Consider the following 1,719-nt stretch of genomic DNA (forward strand, 5'->3'; position numbering starts at 1 on the left):
TCAGCAAAACTGGAAAGTAACAGCATTTCTAACCAGAAAGCTTTGATTCTGGATTTCCTGAAAGACAAAAAAGATATTGAAGTTGTTTCAGTCCGAGTTGATGATGGATACTTAGGCTCTAATTTTGAGCGCCCAGCATTCCAGGCAATGCTGGAAGATATCCGGCGTGGGATTGTAGATTGTGTAGTGGTTAAAGACTTATCACGATTTGGAAGGGAATATATTGATTCCGGGAAGTATATCGAGAGATTATTCCCGGCTCTTGGCGTGCGCTTCATTGCCATAAATGACAATTATGACAGTCTCAAGGGAAAGAATCAGGCAGACGAAATCATTATTCCATTTAAGAATTTAATCAATGATGCTTATTGCCGTGACATTTCTATTAAGATCAGGAGTAATCTTGAGATTAAGAGGAAAAAAGGCGAATGCGTGACTCCGTTTGTAGCATTTGGATACAGGAAGACAAAGACAGATAAGCATAAATTAGAGATTGACCCATCTGCAGGCAGTGTAGTACAGGATATTTTTAAGATGAAGCTGCGGGGAATGAGTCAGGATGCGATCGCTAATCGTTTAAATGAACTGGGTATTCTTTCCCCATTTGAATATAAAATCAGCAGCGGCAGTCATTATGAAACTGGCTTCCGGCAGAAAGAACAGGCACTTTGGAGTTCTGTTACAGTCCGTAGGATACTGAAAAATGAGGTTTATATCGGAAATCTTGTGCAGGGAAAAAGGACAACACCGAACCATAAAGTGAAGCAGACTTATGTGAAACCGGAAGATGACTGGATCCGGATTGAGAAAAATCATGAGCCACTGGTGAGTGACCACGATTTTGAAATTGTTCAGAGACTTCTGGGCATGGATACACATACTTCACCTGACCAAAAGCAGGTATATCTGTTATCCGGAATTGCTGTAAAAGATTTGTCCAGACTTGGAAGAAATTATGTCGAAACCAGTAATTATATTGAACGAGTATTCCCGTTTTTCCATGTAAGATTCCTGGCTGTGACAGATGATTTCGATTCCTTCAGAGAGGGTGTGGATCTTACAGTTCCACTGAAGAATATTATCAATGAGTTCTATTCGAAAGACCTTGCCAAAAAGAGTAGCAGCGCAAAAAAAAGCTCTTTGGAAAAAAGGAAAATTTACAAGTGCCTGGGAACCGTATGGTTACAGAAAGTCAGAAGAAGACCATCATCAGCTGATTATTGATGAAGAAGCTGCAGAACATCTGAAAAGTATATTTTCTATGTATATGGATGGCAGGAACTATAGTGATATTGCAAGACAGCTCAATAAAGATGGAGTTTTATCGCCGACTTTACAGAGAAAATTCTATAAAACCGGTGAAAAGCCGCTACCGGAGTCAAAACCCTGGAACAATTATGAAGTGAAACGAGTTCTTCAGGATGTTCATTGCACAGGTAATTCTGTATTTGGAAAATATCAGCAAAGTGTTTTCCAGGGAAATAAACAGAGAAATCGACCAGAGAGTGAATGGGTGCATGTGGAAAACACGCATGAAGGGATTATAGATAGAGAGTTGTTTCAACAGGTACAATCTAAAATCCAGGAATATACGGAAGCTTATAAGAAGAAACATCAGCAGAACAATGGGGCTATTCGAAATCATAATTTCTATACAGGAAAGATATGGTGCGGAGGCTGTGGCAACCGCATGACGTTGTCCAGAGAAAGAAATGGCAC

1 pseudogene is annotated in these 1,719 nt (G+C 39.9%); it reads left to right on the forward strand.

Annotated elements, in window-relative coordinates:
- Positions 1–1,719, forward strand: a pseudogene (locus LKD71_RS17930) (recombinase family protein); the annotation flags it as partial.

Source organism: Fusicatenibacter faecihominis (genome assembly GCF_020686945.1).
GTDB lineage: Bacteria > Bacillota > Clostridia > Lachnospirales > Lachnospiraceae > Limivivens > Limivivens faecihominis.